15 protein-coding genes and 6 pseudogenes are annotated in these 20,422 nt (G+C 69.3%); 5 read left to right on the top strand and 16 right to left on the bottom strand.

What is annotated here, in order from left to right:
- Positions 1-69: 69 nt before the first annotated feature.
- Positions 70-570 carry a hypothetical protein gene (locus tag CV755_RS08680; RefSeq protein ID WP_109279599.1) on the bottom strand — a complete coding sequence of 167 codons (501 nt, stop codon included), beginning with the start codon at positions 568-570 and terminating at the stop codon, positions 70-72.
- Positions 571-1,267: 697 nt separating this feature from the next.
- Here CV755_RS08680 and CV755_RS08675 point away from each other — a divergent pair.
- The gene (locus CV755_RS08675) at positions 1,268-1,507 is read left to right on the top strand and encodes a hypothetical protein (RefSeq protein WP_153068614.1); all 240 of its coding nucleotides are present in this window, start codon (positions 1,268-1,270) and stop codon (positions 1,505-1,507) included.
- Between the two features lie 145 nt (positions 1,508-1,652).
- On the opposite strand, the gene CV755_RS08670 is transcribed toward CV755_RS08675, so the two are convergent.
- From CV755_RS08670 to CV755_RS08650, 5 genes and pseudogenes are all read right to left on the bottom strand, one after another.
- On the bottom strand, positions 1,653-2,027 hold the full coding sequence (locus CV755_RS08670; protein WP_161968623.1) for a PIN domain-containing protein: 375 nt from the start codon (positions 2,025-2,027) through the stop codon (positions 1,653-1,655).
- Positions 2,024-2,278, bottom strand: coding sequence for a hypothetical protein (locus tag CV755_RS08665; RefSeq protein WP_109279597.1), 255 nt, complete (start codon positions 2,276-2,278; stop codon positions 2,024-2,026). Before CV755_RS08665 ends, CV755_RS08670 begins: the two co-directional genes overlap by 4 nt.
- Before the next feature lie 163 nt (positions 2,279-2,441).
- Complete coding sequence (locus CV755_RS08660; RefSeq protein WP_109279596.1) at positions 2,442-2,780, bottom strand: hypothetical protein; 339 nt, start codon at positions 2,778-2,780, stop codon at positions 2,442-2,444.
- Between the two features lie 137 nt (positions 2,781-2,917).
- Positions 2,918-3,705: pseudogene (locus CV755_RS37100) on the bottom strand (helicase-related protein).
- 154 nt (positions 3,706-3,859) lie between these two features.
- Positions 3,860-4,321, bottom strand: coding sequence for a nuclear transport factor 2 family protein (locus CV755_RS08650; protein ID WP_109279594.1), 462 nt, complete (start codon positions 4,319-4,321; stop codon positions 3,860-3,862).
- An 87-nt stretch (positions 4,322-4,408) separates the two neighbouring features.
- On the opposite strand from CV755_RS08650, the gene CV755_RS08645 reads away from it, so the two are divergent.
- Positions 4,409-4,975, top strand: coding sequence for a TetR/AcrR family transcriptional regulator (locus CV755_RS08645; RefSeq protein WP_109279593.1), 567 nt, complete (start codon positions 4,409-4,411; stop codon positions 4,973-4,975).
- Between the two features lie 138 nt (positions 4,976-5,113).
- Here the strand turns inward: CV755_RS08645 and CV755_RS08640 are convergent.
- The 8 genes and pseudogenes from CV755_RS08640 to CV755_RS08605 form a co-directional block, all read right to left on the bottom strand.
- Positions 5,114-5,787, bottom strand: a pseudogene (locus CV755_RS08640) (adenosylcobinamide amidohydrolase); the annotation flags it as partial.
- A gap of 284 nt (positions 5,788-6,071) precedes the next feature.
- Positions 6,072-7,283, bottom strand: a pseudogene (locus CV755_RS08635) (IS701 family transposase).
- Positions 7,284-7,614: 331 nt separating this feature from the next.
- Entirely contained in the window at positions 7,615-10,209 is a 2,595-nt protein-coding gene (locus tag CV755_RS08630) for an ABC transporter permease (RefSeq protein WP_109279592.1), read from the bottom strand.
- A gap of 104 nt (positions 10,210-10,313) precedes the next feature.
- A complete protein-coding gene (locus CV755_RS08625) occupies positions 10,314-11,102 on the bottom strand; it encodes an ABC transporter ATP-binding protein (RefSeq protein ID WP_277751790.1) in 789 nt (262 codons plus the stop codon).
- 375 nt (positions 11,103-11,477) lie between these two features.
- Positions 11,478-11,831, bottom strand: a pseudogene (locus tag CV755_RS08620) (carbonic anhydrase); the annotation flags it as partial.
- A gap of 423 nt (positions 11,832-12,254) precedes the next feature.
- A pseudogene (locus CV755_RS08615) lies at positions 12,255-13,478 on the bottom strand (IS4 family transposase).
- 77 nt (positions 13,479-13,555) lie between these two features.
- Positions 13,556-13,901, bottom strand: a pseudogene (locus CV755_RS35925) (transposase); the annotation flags it as partial.
- 265 nt (positions 13,902-14,166) lie between these two features.
- The gene (locus tag CV755_RS08605) at positions 14,167-15,264 is read right to left on the bottom strand and encodes an NADH:flavin oxidoreductase/NADH oxidase (protein ID WP_109279747.1); all 1,098 of its coding nucleotides are present in this window, start codon (positions 15,262-15,264) and stop codon (positions 14,167-14,169) included.
- A gap of 287 nt (positions 15,265-15,551) precedes the next feature.
- On the opposite strand from CV755_RS08605, the gene CV755_RS08600 reads away from it, so the two are divergent.
- Positions 15,552-16,610: an NADH:flavin oxidoreductase/NADH oxidase gene (locus tag CV755_RS08600; protein ID WP_241561061.1), complete on the top strand. Its 1,059-nt coding sequence runs from the start codon at positions 15,552-15,554 to the stop codon at positions 16,608-16,610.
- 2 nt (positions 16,611-16,612) lie between these two features.
- Here the strand turns inward: CV755_RS08600 and CV755_RS08595 are convergent, their stop codons facing one another.
- Positions 16,613-17,791, bottom strand: a complete 1,179-nt coding sequence (locus tag CV755_RS08595) for an acyl-CoA dehydrogenase family protein (RefSeq protein ID WP_109279589.1) — start codon at positions 17,789-17,791, stop codon at positions 16,613-16,615.
- A gap of 111 nt (positions 17,792-17,902) precedes the next feature.
- Positions 17,903-18,679 (bottom strand): phosphatase PAP2 family protein, encoded by a 777-nt coding sequence (locus CV755_RS08590; RefSeq protein ID WP_109279588.1) that lies wholly within the window; start codon positions 18,677-18,679, stop codon positions 17,903-17,905.
- Positions 18,680-18,920: 241 nt separating this feature from the next.
- Here CV755_RS08590 and CV755_RS08585 point away from each other — a divergent pair, with 241 nt between their 5' ends.
- Together CV755_RS08585 and CV755_RS08580 are read left to right on the top strand one after the other, a co-directional pair.
- Positions 18,921-19,346 carry an ATP-binding protein gene (locus CV755_RS08585; RefSeq protein WP_109279587.1) on the top strand — a complete coding sequence of 142 codons (426 nt, stop codon included), beginning with the start codon at positions 18,921-18,923 and terminating at the stop codon, positions 19,344-19,346.
- 633 nt (positions 19,347-19,979) lie between these two features.
- Positions 19,980-20,422 (top strand): AfsR/SARP family transcriptional regulator (locus CV755_RS08580; protein WP_193553377.1); only part of this gene is annotated, 443 nt, incomplete at its 3' end.

Below are 20,422 nucleotides of genomic sequence, written 5' to 3'. Positions count from 1 at the left end.
ACGCCCTCTCTGTCACCGCTCGGGTCCGCTGCCGGCGAAGACTGGCCGGAGGCTGAAGCACCAGCCGGGTCAGGAACCGAGACCCGCCTTGATCTCCGTCTTCCAGACGGTGTAGGCGCGGTCGACGTGCAGGGCCGCCAGGTAGGCGGACAGCCGGTCGTCTTCGGCATCGGCCAGCGCATCGCGGGCCAGGAGAGTACGCGCCTGAGCCAGCCGGTCCTTCACCCGCCACCACTGCGGCTCGACCCCGGCCTTCTCCTGGACCGTCTCGTACAGGGCCTGGAGCGCGTAACGCACGGAACGCACATCACCCGGCGCTACGTCCAGGCGGGGAATCGTGGGGTCGAGGACGGTCCGGCCCCAGGTGTTGATCCGCGCCACGATCCGCCGCAACGAGATCTCCGCCATCGGGACGTCGAAGACGCAGTCGTCACCGGTGGGCGCCTGATGCTCGGGATGGGCTGGAGCATTCGGCGTCAGGGCGAGCAGGCCGGCCCGTTCCAGCAGCCGCGCCATGGGCCCGCAGGCGTCCTCGACATGGTGGAACGGACAGTACTCCGGGATCAACACAGGGCCTTCCACACGCGGCGAGCAGCAGAGCCGGACATGCTACGGCAACCCATCTGCGAGCCGGACACGCCTGCCTTCCACCCTTTCAAGCGGATTGCAGATAGCCGCGTTGCGGTAGAAATCGCCTCCATGGCGAGGACCACCTCCACTCCACCCAAGCCGACGCGCGTGATCGCACGCAGGCGTCCCGCTCGCCAGCCCTGCAGCCCACCCTGGCCTGAAGCAAGCGGGGTAAGCGTTCGTTGCTGAGACGGCGTCCGCCTTCGTTCCGGTCTTCCGTAAAGGCTCGTTCCCCAAAGACGGCCACCGCGGGAGACTGGAACCGTGTCACGAGAGCTGGGTCGAGTGCAGCGGGCCGTACTGGCCTACGTCCGCAGCGAGCCCGGCGGGCGCAGCGACGTCGACGGCGGCCCCCTGGCTGTCTGTTCGGGTGTCGTGCGTGGTCTACGGTGTTGAGCGGCCGAGTGATGCCCAGCGTGGCGCTGTACGGCGGGCGGTGCGGCGTCTTGAGGCCGGTGGCCAGGTCGAGGTCCGCCGCCGCGGTGTTGGCCATACGTACACTCAGCGCCGATCCCATCCGCGATTCGCTCCGCCGCACTACGAGCATCGTCTTGCAGTGTGCACGGGCACGGCAGGTTGCGCGGGATGCGCAGCAGGCGACCGGCCGTCGATGTACTTCGGGGCCGACGTCGTAGCAATGTTCCTTGATCACTACGGCAGCTTTGCGGAGGCCGAGCGTCAGCTGTGGCGGGCCACGGCACGCGGCTGGCACTTGTACCCCGTTCCGCTACCCCGGCCGGCGAACCACTACCGCCGGTATGCGGTAGAAGTCACCGAACTGTGCGTGCGGCGCGCCTTAGCCGAAGAAGAGCACGCCCGGGCCGAATTCCTCCAGCCCTACATCGCCGCCGACCGGGCCGCCCGGCACCGCCGTTGAGAGCGTGCACCCCAAGCTCCGACAGCCGAGGACAGCACGCGTAACAAAGAGAAGGAACAGACTGCCCCAGCAGCAAGGTGGCGGGGCGGGCAGCAAGGCGGACCCATGGGAACTGCCAACTTCGTTCTCCCGGCAGGCTTTGCGGCTAAGCAGGGTTCAGCGGCGTGATGCCTGTTTCCCCGTAGAGCTCTGGTTTGAGCGACAGCACAGTGACGGGCTGCCCCGCCTTGACTGCCTGCCAGGCGATGGCTGCTGCGTGCGCCACTGACCCTTCCACCGTCGGCCAGCCCATCGCATCTACGGCGTGTGCCGTGGTGAACGGAACGCTCTGCGCGAACCGCAGAGAGGCAGCGTGCTTGCCCGCGCCCGCAACCTGACGCTCGGCAGCGAGAACGGACAGCGAGGGGATCAGGACGCGGCCGGTCCCGCGGGAAGCTTCGACGTACAGGCCGGTGAAGAACGGGTCCGCCCGGTAGAGGACGGCCAAAGCGGTGTGGTCCAGGACGGCCGTCAGGCTCATGCGGCGGCGCCGCCCTGGTGGGCGCGGATCCGTGCCCAGGCATCTTGGCCGGCCTGCCGAAGCTGCTCGGTGTAATCGACCCCAAGCTCCCGGGCAGCTTCGGCGGCCTGCTGTTCCCGCTCAGCCGCAGTGAGCTCACGCGCAGCAAGCTCCTTCAACAGCTCCGTGATCGTGGTGCCGCGCTCTTCCGCCAGCACACGCAACCGGTCGCGGACCTCTTCACTGGTCTTGATACTCGTCGGCTTGCCCATACCACCGATTCTACCGCCGGTAGAATCGCCTGGCGGGCCCACTCCGCAATTCGCTGCCCAGTGTCCGCATTGAAGTTCACCGCCATCGCCATGAGTTGACATCCAACGTCACGGGATGTCTGACAGGCAGGCCCCATGGCGCGCTTCCCCGGCCGGGGGCGACTCACTCCGGGAACTGCAAGAAGGCCGCTTGGACCCGGAGCAGGTGGGTGTCGGGGTGGGTTTGCGCGTAGCGGTGAAGGACCTTCTGCCAGCGGCCGACGTCGAAGTCCTGGCAAGCCTGCTCATCCTCGTCCATCCCGCAGGCCATCGCGAGCTTCGCGCCCTCGCGCAGTGCCTGCTGCTTCGTGGCGTACACCCACACGTCCAGCCGCCCGCTGCCGCTGTACCCACGGTGTGCCAGCGTCCAGACCGCCGGATCCTTCGTCGTCTCCACCGTGCCGTCCGGCCGGTACAGGCGGGAGGAGACCTGCTGCTTGATGAACCGGGAATAGTCGGCCACTGCGGCACCGTACTACCCGCCTCGCCGGGCCACGGCCATATTGCAGGAACCCGACCCGCACCAGGCCACAGTTCTCACTCGATCCTCAGGCAGAGGGCCTTGGACGGGAACTCGGGGCGTGCGGACGGCGGTTACTTCTACTTCCGGTTGGGTTCGCGGACGAGGCCGAGCAGGGGTCGAGTCGCAGCGTGTGGCGTCCGGTGCCAACGGGTTGAACACGGCCGTCGGAGGTGAGCAGGTGCGGGAGGAGCCGAAGGTCCCCGGCGATCGGGGTGCCCCTCCACATCCCCGGCGATGTCGCCGGCATGATCGAGACGGTCTATGCCGAGGTGAACGACCTGGCCAACAACGCCCTGGCCGACGACCGGAACCGGGCCGTGCGCGACGCCGCCGACACCGTCGCCATCCCCGGCCCCCACCACCTCACCGACCTGCACCCGGTCACCGACCGCGAAATCGACCCGTCCCAGGTCACCACCCGTGCTATTCGAGGAGTTCGCGAGTACGGCGCAGGAGGGCCGGGTCGTAGACCTCTCCCCAGGCCGGCGGGGGCAGTTGTCCGGTGGGGCGAGGACGACCAGCCGGGGCTCGGCGGCCCAGGCGGGGCGGGTACCGCGGTCGCCGAGTGTGTGGCGGTGGCCGCGTCCTGCGCGTTGCAGGAGCTGGGCGAGGGGGGCGAGGTCGCTGATGACGAGGTCGAAGTCGACGTCCAGGGACTGCTCGGCCACCTGTGTGGTGACGACGATCAGCGGCTGGGTGGAGCGGTGGGCCTTCGGGCCGGCCAGGTCCAGGACGGTGCTGGTGATCTGCTCGCGCTCCATACCGGCATCCGGGCGTGCAGCAGCAGGACCCGTACGCCGCGGCTGCCCTGTCGGCGGGTCAGGGCCTGGTAGGTCTTCTGTGCGTCGGGAACGGTGTTGCACACGACCAGGACGGAGCCGGGGTCCTGCGCGGCGTCGTAGAGCGGGGCCAGTTCGCCGACCCTGCGGCGGCGTTCTTTGGGCTTTGCTGAGCGCGGTGGTCTCGGACGTTCGCGCTGCCTGGGCCCACCGTCGTCTGGGGTGGCGTGGCGGCGGGCGTTACCGGAGCGGGATGTCAACTCCGTGCTCTTCCCTGGGCCGGGGGCCGCGGATGCGCCGATCGGCTTCAGGAATGGCGACGTCGTTGATGCTCGCCTCGCGGCGCCGGAGAAGGCCACGCTCGTCGAACTCCCACAGTTCGTTGCCGTAACTGCGCCGCCACTGGCCTTCCGCGTCGTGCCACTCGTATTGGAAGCGGACGGCGATCCGGTTCTCGTGGAACCCCCAGAGACTCTTGCGCAGCGCGTAGTCCAGTTCGCGCTCCCACTTCTGCGTCAGGAAAGCGATGATCTCCTCGCGGCCGCTGACGAAGGTGTCCCGGTTCCGCCACGTCGAGTCCGGCGTGTAGGCCAGTGCCACCCGGTGGGGATCACGGCTGTTCCATACGTCCTCAGCCGCCTGGACCTTGTGCAGGGCCGTCTCCTGCGTGAATGGCGGGTAGGGCGGGCGATCTTCGGGCACTGCGACCCCCTCGTGTCGAGAACGAACGTTCTCTATGGGTGGAGCCTAAGGTAGGAAACGATCGTTCTCAACGTCAAGGAGCCCCGGATGCCAGCCCCGATCACCGACGAGCAGAACCGCCTGGACCGCGAAGCACTGCTCGACGCAGCGGAGAGGCTCTTCTACCAGAGAGGCATCCAGGCGGTCGGTATGGACGAGATCCGTGCGGCATCCGGCCTGCCGCTGAAGCGGATCTACCGGTTCTTCGAGGCGAAAGAGGACCTCGTGGTCGCGATGCTCAAACGTCGCGACCAACGCTGGAGGGGCAACCTGGCCGCCCATGTGGAACAGGTCCCAGATCCCCACGCGCGCGTACTCGCGATCTTCGACTGGCTTGCCGAGTGGTTCGCCGAACCTGGCTTCCGCGGATGCGCCTGGATCAACGCCTACGGCGAACTCGGCCCATCGTCCCAAGCGGTGCTGGCCGAAGTCCGGTCGCACAAGCAGGCATTCCACGATCAGATCTCGGTGTGGGTCCACGCCACCGGGCTGCCGGTGGCTGAACCGGTCTTCCTGCTCGCTGAAGGAGCCATTGTGACAGCTGGCATCAGCGGCGACCCAGCCCCAGCCCGTCATGCACGCGCAGCCGTCGCGACGCTGCTCGGGACACCCTGATCCCTGGCCTCAGCATCGGGGTGCCCAGTACGAACCGGGAACCACGCCACGTCTACACCGCATCGACGGCACGAGGGCTGACGGCAGCGATGTGCGCATCGAAGGGACTGCGACCGACATCGTTCGGCGTGGGCCCGTGGTCGCGGCGGCCCTTACCGCGCTGTGGACGGCCCGCGCGAGGCGGGCGCCCCACAGCGAGCGGGGGCCTGCGAAGGCGTGGGGGTCCTGGCCTGGGCAGGGCGTGCGTGCGGCGACGCATACGGCGTCAGTGGGCGTGCCAGAGCAGTGGTAGCCAGCATCAAGCAGGGCCTGGACCTTGGCTTCGGTGGCGGTGGCGACCGCGTTGACCAGGGCTGCGTCGGTCAACGCCACCGGAAGCGCGACGATGATGTTGATCGTGCCGGGCTGTGCGGGCGAGGTCGTGCCCTCGGCGGGGGAAGCGGCCCAGCCTCGCACTCCGAGTCCTGCGGTCGCGACCGCTTCCACTCCGCCGTCGTGCGCATGACCGTACGCCCGGACGTCGGCAGCTGTCAGGAGCCCGACCCCAGGCCCGTGCGCGCGTGGGCGGCGCCGGCCAGACTGGCGAGGTGACGGTCAGGGTCGGTGCGCCGGTAGCCGTGGGAGACCTGAGCGTTCAGGACCCAGGAGCCCTCGCCCAGGCCGCCGCCGAGGACCGCGCTGCTGATCATCCGCCAGCCTGCTCCCGCCCTCCACAGCAGAGCGTGGAGTTCCTCGCCGTCCTCGGTGCGGGTGAGCTGCTGGATGGGCAACAGCCCGGTTGCGGTGCGGGGCGGCGGGACAACAGCGCTCACCGAGAAGGCACTCCTTGCATGGCCGACGGGATCGGCTGATCGTATGCGGAAGCTGCCGACGGCCAGCCGCCGCCCCCAGCACTTTGACAACCACAGGCGGCCAGCCGATCGCTTCGCCGCTAGTACTCCAGCTGCAGTTCACTATTCCTGCTGGTCAGAGGCCTGTTTTCAAGTGTAGCGAGCTGACCGTCCATCAGGTGGTGGAAGTTCGTGACATCGGGTGCGCCGGTGGTAGTGGCAGCGTTTGGCGGTGGCCTGGTGGTGACGCCTGAAGTGGGACCACCTCAGGGCGTGATGTGTGTGCTGACGGTGACCTGCTCCAGGGCTGCAAGCTGCCATGAGCTTGCGGATCTCTGCCGGGGTGAGCGGAGCGAGGAAAGATCCGTTTCTGCGGCCCCTTTTTCATCTCCGGCCTGGGCAGCCATGACGGCGAGAAAGGCGTGGGCGAGCATGACGAGGGTGATGTGCCGGTACCAGCCCGGGTAGCGGCGGACCTCGTACTGGTCCAGGCCGCATTCGTTCTTCGCGCTCTGGAAGCAGGACTCGATCGCCCAGCGGCTGCCGGCAACGGTGACCAGCTGTTTCACGGTGGTGCCCGTGGTCGCGTGGGCCAGGTAGTAGGCAATCTCGTCCGGGCGGGCGATGCTGCGTCGGGCCAGTACCCATCTGCGGTACGAGGGCTCGTCATCGTCCGTCGTAGACGCGTGGACCTTTGGCCCCGTCGCCACAGGAGAGCCGTTCCCAGGCGTCGTCCGGTGCGTCGGAGATGAGCTGGTCGATGCGCCAGCAGCCTGCCAGGGATTTGACCTGCTGCGACTTCGGCAGCGCAACCACATAGCCAAGACCGGCATCCTCAAGCATGCGGCGGAAGTGCCAGTCCTGGCCGTAGAGCGCGTCCGCAGTCACCCACGAGACAGGCAGCGGCGAGGCCAGTGCGCGGGTGACCAGGTTGCGGGCGAGCTCGGTCTTGGTAGCGAAGGCCCGGCTGTGGGGCACTCCTGCCGCCCGGCATCGTTCCCGGTCGGACGTCCAGGACTTCGGCAGGTACAGCTCCCGGTCCACCAGCGTGCGGCCCCGCGAGGACGCATACGCGGCGAACACCGCGACCTGGCAGTTCTCCGTGCGTCCCGCCGTGCCCGAGTATTGACGTTGGACACCAGCCGAAGCGGTGCTTTTCTTGAGGAAGCCCGTCTCGTCGATGATCAGGACACCGTCGGGTTCGCCGAGCCGTTCGGCCACGTATTCCTGCAGGTCGCGGACTTCGTCCGCGTCCCACCGGGCCCGGTTCAACAGATGCTGCAAGCCGGCTGGCACGTCATGGCCGACGTACTCGGCCAGCTGCCAGCGCCGTCCTTCCGGCCGACGGGGCCGAGCAGCCCGCGCACGTAGTCCCGCATCCGCCGCCGCAGGTCGACCCGGCCGAACCGGTGACCGACCCGCAGCAGCACCTCCTCCAGCTCCGAAGCCCAGACACCCGGCTGCACATCGTCTTGCATGATCAGCACAACAGCGATCACGCACCGCCAGTCACGAACTTCCACCACCTGATGGACGGTCAGCTCGCTACACTCGAAAACAGGCCTCTGACCAGCAGGAATAGCGAACTGCAACTGGAGTAAGGGCAACGTCTACCGGTGCGGGCAGCCGAGACGACCCCCAGGCGCCTCCAGCAGGCTGGCGCCGCATTCGATGCAAGTCGTTGCTCAGCCCTCCTGTCTCTTTCCCGGGGCGGAGCCCCGGAGATTCCTCCCCTGCCAGGCGTTGCCTCGTTGGGTGTGGTGCACCGTCGCGTGCGCCACACCGCGTCGTTGGTCCGTTTTGGGAGGTCTACTCGGTGCCGATGGCCTGAAGCATGTTCAGCCGGGCGGCTCGGCGGGCCGGCCAGACTGCGGCCAGCACCCCGACGATCAGGGCGATCAGTACGAACAGCCCGAGTCGCTCCCAGGGCATTGCCATCTCGTATGCCTTGAAGGACTCGCTGTTGCTGAGCAGTTGTCCGCCGGCCCAGGCCAGGAAGATGCCCAGACCCATGCCGAGTGCCGCGCCGAAGAGCGAGATGACCACCGACTCCAGCCGGACCATCTGCTTGATTTGGCGGCGGTCCAGGCCGATGGCGCGCAGCATCCCGATCTCGCGGGTCCGTTCGAAGACCGACATGGCCAGGGTGTTGACCACGCCGACCACGGCGATGACGACGGCCATCGCGAGCAGCCCGTAGATCATGTACACCGCGGTGTCGATCTGGCCTGCGATCTCCTTGCGCAGATCGTCGTGGTCCTGGATCTTCAGCAGCGGGCTGTCGCCCAGCGCCTTCCGGATCTGCCGGGCCAGTGCGGGTGATGCGCCTGCGTCGGTCTTGACCAGGAGGGTGTCGTTGCGGAGCCAGTGCAGGTGCGGGTCGACGAGCGTGGTGGAGGCGAAGGAGTCGCCGAGCACCGGGTTGTCCTGGTAGACGGCGCCGATCCGCAGCGCCGTCGGCTTGGTGCCCTGGCCGGGAAATTCCACGGTCACGGTGTCACCGGCACGCCAGCCGTGTTTCCTGGCGCTGCTCTGCGAGACCGCGATCGCGTCGCGCTCGCGTTTGACCGCCTCCAGTGAGCCCTGGACGAAGGTGAGCTGGGTGACCTTGTCGATCTGGTCGAGGTCGCTGCCGCGCAGTCGGCCGAAGCCGCCGCCGGGACCGGATGCGGCGGCGTTGGTGGTGTAGGTCGCCGCGCGCATCGGGGTCATCGCCGTGACGCCCGGGATTTTCGCGACGTTCTGGGACAGCTTGGTGTCCAGGCCGGTGGACTCGGGGGTGCTGATCATGTAGTCGGCCAGCAGGCCGGTGGTGGCCATCTTGTCCTCGGCCCGCTGGGCGGAGTGGCTCACCACGGTCAGGCCCGTGATCAGGGTGAGGCCGATCATCAGCGCGGAGCCGGTGGCCGCGGTGCGCCGCGGGTTGCGCAGCGCGTTGTCCTTGGCGAGCTTGCCGCTAATGCCGAACAGGCGGGTGGTGACGAGACCGGCAAGAAAGATCAGGGGGCGGGACAGCAGTGGAGCCAGAACCATCACACCGATGAGGGTGAGCGCCGAGCCCGCCATGGCCAGCGGCAGGTTGTCGGTGCCCTTGAGCGTGGAGACTACGAGCATCACCGCGATGCCGGCGGCGGTGAGCAGTGCGCCGAGGGTGTGGCGCCACGCCAGGCTGCGCATGGCGGGCGGTGCGTCGATCGTGTTCAGCGCCTGAACGGGTGCGATGCGTGCCGCCTTGCGGGACGGCAGCCAGGCTGCCAGCACGGTCACCACGACGCCCACGGCCAGCGAAGCGAGCACCGCGGTCGGGCTGATGACGAGCGGCCCGTCCGGGAAGCCGGCGCCCTGGGCGCCTAGGAAGGACCGCAGTCCCACCGCGATCCCCGCACCGAACGCGAGCCCGGCGGCCGAGGAGACCAGCCCCAGCATGCCGGCCTCGATGAGCACCGAGCGCACCACCTGGCGGCGTGAGGCACCCACCGCGCGCAGCAGCGCGATCTCGCGGCTGCGCTGGGAGATCAGCATGGTGAAGGTGTTGGCGATGATGAAGACGCCGACCAACAGCGCGATCCCGGCGAAGACCAGCAGCGTCCGGCTCAGTGTGCGGTTCTTCTGCGCGAGCATCTGCGCCTGCTGGGCGGCGAGTTCGTCACCACTTGCGACCCAGGCATCCTCGGCGGGCAGCAGCCGGCGGACCTCGGCGGCCAGCGCCGCCTGGTCGGTGCCGGGCCGGGCGGCGACCAGCAGCTCATTGAACTGGCCCGGATGCAGGAACAGCTTCTGCGCGGTGGCGGTGTCCAGCAGCGCCAGGCTGCCACCGGCGTTCACCGCCGGGTCGTCGGTCGCCACGATGCCGACCAGCCTCTTCTCCAGCGCCGGGCCGTCCGTGGCCAGCCGCACAGTGTCGCCCAGGCGGTATCCGACAGCCTTCGCGGTGGACTCGGCCAGCGCGATCTCGTCCGCACGGGCCGGACCCCGGCCGCGCACCAGCGGATAGCGCGGGTCCGAACCGTCCTTGCCCGGAAGGTAGTTGACGACCTGGTTCTGCCCGCTGTTGCCAACCGGACGGCCGTCGTCACGGGCGGCCAGGGTCGCCTCGCCGGTGACGTCGGTCCTCACACCGGCCACGCCGGGCAGCGCACGGATGCGGTCCGCCACCCGCTGGTCCAGGGCGGTGGCCCACCGGCTGTCCTGGCGCGGTCCGTCAGGGCTGTCGGTGGCGCGGGCCTGGACGGAGACGGCCACATCCTTGAGGTTGCGGGACGAGGCGTTCTTGGTGGCCTCGCCGACGGTGTCGCTGAAGATCAGGGTGCCGGCGACGAAGGCGACGCCGAGCAGGACCGCGAGCGCGGTCATCATCAGCCGGGCCTTGTGCGCGAAAAGGTTGCGCAGAGCGGTGCGGAGCATGGTGGTGGTGTCAGTCCTGGGTAAGGGGCGGGGAGGGGCGCGGCCAGCGACGGCTGGTCCGGCCTGCTGGTTCGACCGGTCCTTGGCGAGCGGGTTCGGCTTGGCTAGCTGGTACGACCCGCGGCCTCGAAGCGCCGCATCCGGTCCAGGACGGCGTCCGCGGTCGGCTCGTACAGCTCGTCCACGATCCGGCCGTCGGCGAGGAAGACCACCCGGTCCGCGTAGCCAGCCGCGACCGGGTCGTGGGTGACCATCACCACGGTCTGGTTCATCGCCCGCACCGACTGCCGCAGGAAGCCCAGTACCTCGGCGCCGGAACGGGAGTCGAGGTTGCCGGTCGGCTCGTCCGCGAAGATGATCTCCGGCCGGGCGGCCAGTGCCCGCGCCACGGCGACCCGCTGCTGCTGGCCACCGGACAACTGCGCCGGCCGGTGCCCGAGCCGGCTCGCAAGGCCCACGGTCTCCACGACCCGGCCCAGCCGCTCCCGGTCGAGGCGGCGGCCGGCGATGTCCATCGGCAGCGTGATGTTCTCCAGCGCGGTCAGCGTCGGCAGCAGATTGAACGCCTGGAAGACGAAGCCGACCCGGTCCCGGCGCAGCCGGGTCAGCTGCTTGTCGTTCAGCTGCGCCAGCTCCACGTCGCCGATCCGGGCCGAGCCGCCGGTCACCGAGTCCAGCCCGGCCATGCAGTGCATCAGCGTGGACTTCCCCGAGCCGGACGGACCCATGATCGCGGTGAACCGCGCCCGGGCGAACTCCACGCTGACGGAGTCCAGCGCAACCACCCGGGTCTCACCCTGACCGTAGACCTTGCTTAGATCCGTGGCACAGGCAGCGACGGCCTCGGCGGCGCGAGCGGGGAAGGCGGAACGGGGAACAGCGGCGAGCGACACCAAAACTCCTACGGGGGCGTCTTTACAAGGAACGGAAAGGACGAAGTCACCATTCTCGATCTCGCAGGTCAGCCCGGCCGTCGCTCCCAAGCACCGGATCGGTACCAGCCGCAAGTGCGACGCGCCCGACAGCAGCGTCATCCTCTGGACGGACAGGACTCCGCCCGAAGTCCGATAGCGCATTCATGTGTCGATGTGACGGCCACTGCGCAAGCTGTCCGGGCGCTGAGCCACACAGTGCGGGAAACCCCGGAAACTGCACGACCCGGACAGATCGTGCAACTGAGACGACACGAAGACGGGCTCCTGCCCACCTCCGGGACGGGTACGGGCCCGCGTGTACCCGTGGCCCCGCCGCGGGGACCCCCGCCCTGTCTACTGTGCCGCGGCAGCAGCCCCGCTCAGACCACGGGATGCGACCAGTCGTGCGGTGCCATCGGCCAGCAGGTACGACATACCCACGACAGCCAGGCGGCTGGCTGCCACCCTCTCCGCCAGGACTCGTGAGAGGCCCAGCAGCAGGTCAACGGTGTGCTCGACATGCCCGGCAAGGATCTCATCGGCACTCTCGCGTCCGGCGGCCCGGGCTGCCAGCACGCTCGGCGTCACCCGCTCGACAACGTCCCGGACGAAGCCACCCGGCACGTCGCCCCCATCGACGGCGGCGCGGGCAGCGGCAACGGCCCCGCACGAGTCGTGGCCCAGGACCACGACAAGCGGGCAATCCAACGGGCCCGGCGAGAGGCAAGAGACCGACGTGACGGAGCGCGTCTATCGGTGGCGGTGCTGCTGGTGGGCATCACCGGCTCCGGCAAGACCACCCTTGCCCAAGCCCTCGTCGACTGCGGCCACGTCACGCGCTTCGAGCCCCCGGCCGACGACAAACAGGCCGCACCACGTGCGCGCCGAAGACGTCGCCCGCCTCTCGCCCCTGATGTTCGCCCACATCAACTCCCACGGTTCTCTCGCTGGTCTGTGGGTGTTCCGGCGGGCCGGTCTGGTCTTGGTCGGCCCGACCAGGTTCACGCGGGGAGCGTCCGGCTGGGGGGATCGCGCTGCTCGCTGCGTTTGAGTTTCCAGTTGGACATCTTGCGTTTGATGACGCGGGGACTGGAGCGCAACCGGCGCGGGGGCAGGGGACGTTCGCGGATCTCACACAGGGCCGTGGCTAGGGCCCGGGCCATTCGGGAGGGGGGAAAACGCCGCCTGGTCGGTGACATGGCGGCGGATGATGCGCAGGGTGCGGGTGAAGGAGATCCAGTCGGGGTCCTGGTCCGACTGCCGGGCGGCCTGGTGCATCAGGTCCCGCAGAGCGTGATGCACCAGCAGGAAGGCGAAGATCTCCTGCTCCACCCCGCCGGGGTGCTGGGAGCGCACGACGAGGCGGGGCCCGCCCTGGTGGGTCTTGATCTCGTCCAGTGTGCTCTCAATCTCCCACCGCTGGGCATACAGCGCGGCCAGCGATGTGGTCGACGCGGCCTTCGGGGCGAGGACGGTGGTGATCAGCCGGTATACCGTGCCGCTGCCGTCGCGACCGAGGGTGTACTCGATGACGCGGACTCAGGTCGGGTCCGCGCGGCGGTTCTTGTCCCTCGCGGCGACGATCTCCGAGAGGTAGGAGCCGTCCTCCAGTAGGGTCCGCACCGGCAGAACGGCGTCGTTCTTGACCCGCCACAGCAGGTCGGCGCCGGTCGCGGCGGCGGCCCGCCACAGGTCGAAGCCGCGAAAGCCCAGGTCGGCCAACAGCAGCATCCCCGGCATCAACGATGCTCAACAGGCGCTGGGCCAGCTCGGTTTCATGGACGGCCAGCGGTCCCGCCTCGGCCGCGAAGACCGCGTGCGCGCCGCGCTCGACCAGCGCGGCCACCCTCACCTGCGGGTAGGCGCTCTTCTCCTGCCCGCGGCTGACGTCGGGACGTCCGAAGAAGGCGGCGTTGGCCTCGGTGTCGGGCACGTCGAAGGTGGTGCCGTCCACGGCGACCAGCCGCCAGCCCCGGGACCACGATCCGCTCGTGTCCTCGGTCGCCACCGGCCGGCACACCCTGGTGAACAGGGCCTTGAGCGGCTCCGAGCCCGGCCGATCGCCGCGGTGGTCGGCACTCGCCACGTCCCCGTCCACCGGCCCATGCGCTCCAGCCCGCGAGTGAGAAGCCGTGCGACCTCCTCATATCCCTGCCCGGAGAACAGGCACATCGCCAGCACGAAATAGACCACCATCCGGGCCGGCAGCAGTCGGTGACACTGCTCGGCCCGGCCGCACTCCGCGATCACCTCGTCCACCAACTCTGGCGGGAACGCCTGGGTCAGCACCCCGAGCGCAATCCGATCCGACAACCGCTCGCCTGCCGGCGACTTCACCTGTCCGGGCCTTGGCACGGTTCTTGCTGCTGTCCGGTGGAGCAAGAGCATGATGGTGGCCAGGTAAACGGCGTTTTCGGAGATACCGAGGCGGTACTCGTAATCCTTGGCGAGTCGCCGGTAGCGTCCCAGCCAGGCAAAACTGCGCTCGATCACCCACCTGCGCGGAACCACGGCGAACAGTGGCACCTCCCGCGGCGGGGCACCGGCTGGGGCCCAGGTGTGCCGGAAGCCGGCGTCCCGGCGTTGTACGACCTGGATGGTGATCCCGTGGGTTTCGCGGATGCCCGCCAGGAAGTCGCGGCCGCGGTAGCCCTGGTCGGCCCACAGGTGCCGGAGCCTGGGGAACTTGCCTGCGGAGCGGTCGTCCCCGCACCCGTGGGGGTAATTCCCTCGGCCGTCAGGTGCCTGACCAGCGTCAAAAAGGGCCTGACAGCCCATCAGCACGAGTCATCAAGTGAGCGCAAACAGGCGTCATTTCAGCGTCAGGAGATCGCCTGCAACGCCCACAATGCACTAATGCGCACGCGCAAGACCGCAGGCCAGAAGCCCTGTGCCACCCTCTTGAGCGCCGCCCCGCACTCCACTTGATGCGCAACCGGGAACAGGCCGAAGGCCCGCGTCCGACGCTGCTCCCCATCGGCGGTCCGCTCGGCGCGGGTGGCTGTGCTGCAGGACTTCCGGGCCCGCGTGGAGGCATCCCCGTTCAGGTGGCCCAGTGGTACTGGACCGGATCGGCTATTTCGCCGCCGAGTTCACGCGCGGCATGCCGTGCGAAGTAGGGGTTGCGAAGCAGCTCGCGACCGATCAGTACGGCGTCCGCCTGGCGGTTCTCGATGATTTTCTCAGCCTGTCGCGCTTCGGTGATCTCTCCGACGGCACCCACGGGAAGTCCGGTCTCGGCCCTGACCCGCTCCGCGAACGGCACCTGATAACCAGGTCCAGTGGGGATACGGGCCTTCGGTGCGTTGCCGCCTGTGGACACGTCCAGCAGGTCAACCCCATGTGCCTTCAAGTCAGCGGCGAACCGCACGGTGTCCTCGACCGTCCAGCCCTCGCGCTCGTCATCAGGGTTTTCCGTAAGCCAGTCGGTCGCGGAAATGCGGAAGAAGACCGGAAGTTCCTCGGGCCAAACAGCTCGCACCGCGTCCACGACCTCCAGCGCGAAACGCGTCCGGTTCTCGTAGGAGCCTCCGTAGGCATCGGTGCGGTGATTGGAGTGAGGAGAAAGAAACTCGCCGATCAGGTAGCCGTGGGCGCCATGCAGCTCGACCACCTCGAATCCCGCATCCCGCGCCCGCCGGGCCGCGGCAGCGAAGTCCTGAATCACCCGCTGGATTCCCTCCACCGTCAGTTCGTCCGGAATCGGGTGCCCGTCAGCGAAAGGCAGCGGGCTCGGCGCGATCGGCTGCCAGCCATGCGCTTCCGGACCGAGGGGGGCGCCGCCATTCCACGGCGCAGCCGTCGATGCCTTGCGGCCGGCGTGAGCAAGCTGCACACCAGGCACCGTGCCCTGCTCTTTGAGGAAGGAGGTGATCCGCCGGAACGCTGCTGACTGCCTGTCGTTCCAGATTCCCAAGTCCCAGGGACTGATCCGGCCTTCCGGGGAGACAGCAGTGGCCTCCACCAGGATCAGACCAGTACCACCAGCAGCCCGTGCACCGTAGTGGGAGAAGTGCCAATCCCCTGGGACGCCGACATCCGCTCCGGACGCCTCTGCGCTGTATTGACACATGGGGGACATCCAAACCCGGTTGGGGATGGTCAACGACCGAAGCCGAAACGGCTCGTAGAGGGCGCTCACAAAGGACTCCATTCATCTGGCAGCCAACTCGGCCGCGCTTTGTACGGGACCCACCGTACTACGGAGATCTTCGAAATACGACACCCTTCGTACTAGCTCATTGCCAGAGGGGGCGGCGGGCGGACGGATCGCCTCCACACTCATCCCTACAACCTGACGAGGCATCAGATAAGTCAGCAAAGGGTCAGCATGCATCCGAGTGGACCTGGTCGAAGCTGACCACACCGGCACATCGATCTGGCCCCAGGAAAGCCTGCCTGAGCTGCGGCGATGCAGGTGAGACACCCTTGGGCTATAAAGTGGAGCCACCCCCGGTGGAGTTGTGCCAGTACTCGGCCGAGCCCGCCGGCCCGGCCACGGGCGCCATCACCGACTGGCACTTTGCGCACTACGCCGCCCGCGCCACCGGTGGCACCGGCCTGATCCTGGTGGAGGCCACCGCGGTCAGCCCCGAGGGCCGGATCAGTCCCGGAGACCTGGGCCTGTGGAACGACGACCAGGCCGCGGCCCTGGGCCGCCTCACCGCCTTCCTCAAGCAGCAGGGCACCGTCCCCGGCATCCAGATAGCGCACGCCGGGCGCAAGGCCTCCACCGAGCGGCCGTGGCTGGGCGGGCGGCCCCTGGACTCCGCGGAGGGCTGGCAGACCCTGGGGCCGAGCCCGCTGCCGTTCGACGAGGGCCACCCGCTCCCCCAGGAACTGACCAAGCAGGAAATCCAGGACATCGTCGGGCAGTTCGCCGCGGCGGCCCGCCGGGCCCGGGCGGCGGGCTTCGAGGTGGTGGAGGTGCACGGCGCCCATGGCTACCTGATCAATGAGTTCCTCTCCCCGCACTCCAACCACCGCACCGATGAGTACGGCGGCTCCTTCGAAGGCCGTATCCGCTTCGCGCTCGAGGTGGTGGACGCGGTGCGCGCCGAGTGGCCGGACGAACTTCCGGTGTTCTTCCGCACCTCGGCCACCGACTGGCTGACCGAGAACCCGGAGGACCCGCGCCAGGGCTGGACCGCCGACGACACCGTGCGCCTGGCCGGCGAGTTGCGCGCCCATGGGGTGGACCTGCTGGACGTCTCCACCGGTGGCATCGCCCCCAAGGCGGCCATCCCGGTCGGCCCCGGCTACCAGGTGCCCTTCGCCCAGCGGATCCGTCAGGAGGCGGGGCTGCCGACCGGCGCGGTGGGTCTGATCACCGAGCCCCGCCAGGCCGAGAAGATCCTTGCCGACGGCCAGGCGGACGCCGTGCTGCTGGGCCGTGAGCTGCTGCGCGACCCCTTCTGGGCGCGGCGCGCGGCCGCCGAGCTGGGGGTGCGCACGACTCTGGCGCCGCAGTACGCCTGGGCCTCCTGAGATCAGCGGCGCACCCGCGGCATCCCCAGCCCGAGCCAGGAAACGATCTCGCGCTGGATCTCGTTGTTGCCGCCCCCGAAGGTGAAGACCACCGCACTGCGGTAGCCGCGTTCCAGCTCTCCGTGCAGCACCGCCCCGGCCGAGCCCTCCTTCAGGGGGCCGGCCGCGGCCAGCACCTCCAGCAGCCAGGCATAGGCGTCGCGCCGGGCCTCGGAGCCGTAGACCTTGACGGCCGAGGCGTCCTGCGGGGTGAGCGCCCCGCGCCGCATGGCGTCCACCATGCGCCAGTTGAGCAGTTTCATGGCGTCCAGCCGCAGATGGGTACGGGCCAGCAGGCCGCGTACCCAGCCGAGGTCGATCACCCTCCGGCCGTCGGCGGTCTTGGTGGCGGCCGCCCAGTCGCGCACCTCCCGCAGCGCCCTGATGGCACCGGCCCCGTGCGCGGCCAGGGTGACCCGCTCATGGTTGAGCTGGGTGGTGATCAGCCGCCAGCCCCCGTTCTCGGCGCCCACCAGGTTGCCCACCGGGACCCGGACGTCCTGGTAGTAGCCGGCGGTGGTGTCATGCGAGGCCAGGGTGTGGATCAGGGTGCTGGAGTAGCCGGGGGCGGTGCTGGGCACCAGCAGGATGCTGATGCCCTTGTGCGGGGGCGCCTGGGGGGCGGTGCGCACGGCCAGCCAGATCCAGTCGGCGGTGTCGCCGTTGGTGGTCCAGATCTTCTGCCCGTTGACCACATAGTGGTCGCCCCGCCGCTCGGCGCGGGTGGTCAGCGAGGCCAGGTCGGTGCCCGCGCCGGGCTCGCTGTAGCCGATGGCGACATCGATCTCCCCGGCCAGGATCCGGGGCAGGAAGTAGGCCTTCTGCTCCTCGGTGCCGAAGCGCATCAGGGTGGGGCCCACGGTGTTCAGCGCCATCAGCGGCAGCGGCACCCCGGCCTGGGCGGCCTCGTCGAAGAAGATGAACTGTTCCATCGGGCCGAGCCCGCCGCCCCCGTACTCCCTGGGCCAGCCCATCCCCAGCCGCCCGTCCGCCCCCAGCCGGCGGATGGTCCGCCGGTAGAAGCGCTTCTGCTCGGCCGGGTCGGTGTGCCGGGCCAAGGCCCCCTCGGGCACCAGACCGGCGAAATAGCTCCGCAGCTCGGCGCGCAGCCGCTGTTGCTCGGGGGTGTAGTCCAGGTGCACGGGCCCTCCAGGGTTCGTCCCGGCAGACAACGGCGCACACGGTAGAACGCGTTACAGAAATACGGAAGGGCCGGGCGTATCCGCCCGGCCCTTCCGCCGAAAGCCCACCGCTCAGCGGCCGGCCCGCCTGCGGTGCCGTCCACCGCGCCCCGGCGCCGGCACGGCGCCCTGGTAGCCGCCCGGGTAGCCGCCGCCCTGGGCGGCCTGCGCCCCGGCCCGCTCCTCGGCCAGGCCGAAGCGGTCCAGCAGCGGCAGCCGGTCCAGGTTGGGCAGCACCCAGGCGTGCCAGACACCGGTGACGAAGATGATGGCCGACCCGGCCACCAGCACCGCGCCCAGGGTGTCGGTGGGGTAGTGGGCGCCGATGTAGAGCCGGGAGAAGGCCACCAGCAGCACGGCCAGCACCCCGCAGACGGCGACGGTGCGGCGGTGACGCGACTCACGGAACAGGAAGTACGCGGCGACCGCCGCCGCCACCGTGAAGGCGGTGTGGCCGCTGGGGAAGCTGTTGGAGCCGATCTCCGGGTCCAGCGAGAACTGGGTGGGCGGCCGGTGCCGGGCGACGATGGCCTTGGCGATCTGGGTGCTGTTCCAGCCGATGGCCACCACCAGGAAGGTGGCCACCGCCTTGGCCGGGCGGCGGCGGATGAACAGCAGCCAGCCGGTCCACACCACCAGGACGATCACACCGGCCGTCGGGGAGGCCAGATAACTGACGCCCTTCATGACGTCGTTCAGCCAGCCCGTGCGCAGATTGGTCTGGATCGTACGGTCCAGGCTCAGATCGTGCGGCTGGATCGCATGAGTGTGCGCGGCGATCAACCCGAGCACCAGCGCTACCGCGAACAGCAGAACGGAGTTGCGCAACCAGTGGCGCACATAGGGCATGGGCGGGGGTCCTTCGTATCGGCTTGGCGGCGCCGTAACGGCTGCGCGCGTCGGGTGGTGACCAGCTGCAAAACTACATGTGCGCGGCCTGGAACCCCCAAGTGCGGCCCCCGGCAAGGGTGATCAACGGTACGCAGCGTGACGCACCGGTCGCGAAACGTGCATACGTTACGTGTCCGCTCCCCGCGCCGGTCGTTCTTCTCCCGGGAGAGCCATCTCTGCGACTGGTTGAGGAGCCTTGATGCGACGAGTCCTTACCGCGGTCACCCTGGCCGCGGCCGCCGTCGGCCTGGGGTCGGCGAACACGGCCCAGGCGGCCGTGCTGCCGAAGCTGTCGGAACTGGGAACGCTGGCCGCGGTCGATCCCGGCAACCTGGGCGAGACGGTGGACGGGGTCGCCCAGAAGTCCACCAGTGTCGTCGGGGAGACGGGCGGCAACGCACTCCGGCGGGCAGTCCCCACCGCCGGGCGCACCGGCGGTACGGCGGTACGCAAGACCGGTGGCGCGGTGCGCCGGGCCGCCGGTGACACGGTGGGCTCGGCGCGGGAGATCCTGGGCGAGACGGCCAGGTCGGCCGCGCTGGACCAGCCGGTGGGCGGGCTGCCGGTCAAGGGGCTGCCGACGGGCGGGCAGCTGCCGGTCAGGGGCGTACCGGGCGTCAACTGAGGAGCAGCCCCAATCTTTTCCGCTTTCCGCCGGGCGGGCCGGACCACGGCCCGCCCGGCGCCGTATGTCCGGCGGCCCATGCCAGGGCCTCATGTCGGGGCCTCATGTCAGGGGCCGCGGCGCCGGCTTGAAGGCGTCTTGGATACCGCTTGAGGATTTCTGGCCGCCCGCCCGGCCGGACGACCCCCGGAAGGTGATCGCTGGGTAACCCCGCGGTCCCCCTGGGTGACAGCGCCGCCGTGACGAACCGGCAAGGCCGTCAACGCACTTGGACTCCCGGGGCCCCTGGGGCGCCCGGGCAGGGCGGGCCGGGTTTCCCCGGTTGTGGCCTTGCCACCCCTCCCCGGGACCGGACGGACACGTGTCCCCGGTCACGTTTAACCCGGACCGCCCACCGGCAACTGTGAGTGGGTAACCAGCCCGCGTCTCCTCCTCACCGCCCGCCCCCGAATGGTCCGTTCCAGGTGACCGGCAGTTGGCCGGGGATCACCGTCAAGGGCGCACGGGGTCTTGGATATGCAACGAAGCTGCGCTTTGATCGTCCTGTACGGAAGCGGGCGGGTCGCCCCACAATGGGTGATACCTCCTGCCGCGCATCGGCAACCGTCACCGAAGTAACCGGAGGAAAGTGTCATGTCCTTAACCGCCGGGCTTTATATGAGTGTTCTTGGGCCGTTGACGGTCCGGGCGCAACAGCGCCCGGTGGACCTGGGGCCGGCCCGGCAACGGACCGTGCTGGCCGCCTTGTTGCTCACCCCCGGCGAATCAGTGCCACCCGAGCGGCTGCTGGAGGCGGTGTGGCCGCGCAATCCACCCGCCGCCGCCATGGCCACCCTGCACAGTTATGTCTCCAATCTCCGCCGCGTCCTGGAACCCAATAGCCCGCCCCGCTGCCGCAACCGGGTGCTGCGCCGGGAATCCTCCGGATACATCCTCGCCATCGACCCCGAACTCATCGATGCCTGCCGGTTCGAGCGCCTGCTGCGCGACGGCCGCCGGCTGCTCCTGGAGGGCCAGTACAAGGCGGCCAGCCGCACCCTGGAGTCCGCACTGAGCCTGTGGCACGGCGCCCCCTA

It is taken from the genome of Streptomyces orinoci (assembly GCF_003121295.1).
In the GTDB taxonomy this organism is placed as follows: Bacteria; Actinomycetota; Actinomycetes; order Streptomycetales; family Streptomycetaceae; genus Streptomyces; species Streptomyces orinoci.
The sequence above is the reverse complement of the archived record's forward strand: the minus strand, read 5'-3'. Positions and strand labels throughout refer to the sequence as shown.